2 protein-coding genes are annotated in these 1,502 nt (G+C 74.6%); both read right to left on the bottom strand.

Annotated elements, in window-relative coordinates:
* Positions 1-35 precede the first annotated feature (35 nt).
* On the bottom strand, positions 36-530 hold the full coding sequence (locus AAC134_RS23880) for a dimethylsulfonioproprionate lyase family protein (protein WP_339952321.1): 495 nt from the start codon (positions 528-530) through the stop codon (positions 36-38).
* Between the two features lie 36 nt (positions 531-566).
* On the bottom strand, positions 567-1,460 hold the full coding sequence (gene ligD, locus AAC134_RS23885) for a non-homologous end-joining DNA ligase (RefSeq protein WP_339952323.1): 894 nt from the start codon (positions 1,458-1,460) through the stop codon (positions 567-569).
* Positions 1,461-1,502 lie beyond the last annotated feature (42 nt).

Consider the following 1,502-nt stretch of genomic DNA (forward strand, 5'->3'; position numbering starts at 1 on the left):
GCGCATCCTTCCATTCGCGGGAGAAGACTGCACCATCAAAACCTGGGATCAAACAGGTAGCTCTCGTCGATCTCCTCGTGCCAGTGCTCGGGATAGCGGCAGCCGGGCGCGAACAGCATCAGCCCCACGATCACGTCGGCTGAGCGGACCGGCCCGCTCGGCCCCGCGATCTCGCACTGGGCGAAGCGGCCGCGCATCGGCTCTGGCAGGGGGTCGTACTCGGTATGCCAGGCCAGCGTCCCGCGCAGGGCGCGCACCGCCCGGATCACCTCCTGGCTGGGCTGGCGCACGCCGCGGTCGATGGCGCGGGTCAGGTGCGCCAGCGCCTCCGGCTCGGGCCCCTGCGCGGCGGGGACGAGGGGGGCGTCCGCCTCGATCAGCTCCCCCAGCAGGCCGCAGACCCGGTCGTGATGCGCGCGAACCCGCGCCGAGCCGCCGGCCGAGGAGGCGCGGTGCAGCTCCTGCAGCTCGCGCAGCAGGTAGCCCCAGTCCGGCGTTCGGCCGAGGGTGCGGCGGTCGTCGTCGGTCATCGTCGTCTCCCTCCGGACCCGCCGCGACGGGGCCTCTCAGTCCTGCGTGAACGCCCTCAACCGACGGGCGCTGAGCGACTGGCGCCAGCCGGCGGCCTCCGCCCAGGGGTCCGGGCCCTGCAGCCGCTCGGCCGCCGCGTCGAGCGAGACGACGTTCGCGCCCTTCAGCCGCTCCAGCTCGTCCCAGGCGACGGGCGTGGCCACCGGGCAGCCCTCCCGCGCGCGGGTCGACCAGGGGGCGACGGCGGTGGCGCCGCGGCGGTTGCGCAGCCAGTCGACGTAGATGCGCCCCTCGCGCCGGCTCCTGGTCGCAGTCGCGGTGAACCGGTCGGGCGCCGCGCGGGCCATCGCCTTCGCGAGGCCCTTCGCGAAGTCGCCCGCCGCCTCCCAGCCGGCCCGGCGCACCAGGGGGAGCGCCACATGGATTCCCTTGCCGCCGGTGATCATCGCGAGGCAGTGCAGGTCCAGGTCCGCGAGCCGGTCCCGAACCTCGCGCGCCGCCGCCCGCACGTCCGCGAAGGACACGCCCGGGCCCGGGTCGAGGTCGATCACCAGCCGGTCCGGCCGCTCCAGGTCGTCGGCGCGCGCCCCCCAGACATGGTATTCGAGCGTGCCCATCTGCACGCCAGCCACCAGCGCCGAGAGGTCGCCCGCGCGCATGTAGTCCTCGGTCCCGCCGTCCTTCTCCGCGATGGCGACGCGGCCCATGGCCCCGGGGAAGCCCTTGCCGGCGTGCTTCTGGTAGAAGCAGCTCCGCGCGCGGCCCTCCGGGCACCGGACCAGCGACAGGGGGCGGCCCTCGATCAGCGGGATCATCCGCTCCGCCGCCCGCTCGTAGTGCTCGGCGAGGTCGGCCTTGCTGACCCCCTGGCCCTTCCACAGCAGCTTGTCGGGATGCGTCAGACGCACGCCGGCGACGTCCTCGCGCATGTTCCTGCCTCCCCTTGCGGGCCGCTCGCGACGCACCTCGGC

It is taken from the genome of uncultured Albimonas sp. (assembly GCF_963977235.1).
In the GTDB taxonomy this organism is placed as follows: Bacteria; Pseudomonadota; Alphaproteobacteria; order Rhodobacterales; family Rhodobacteraceae; genus Albimonas.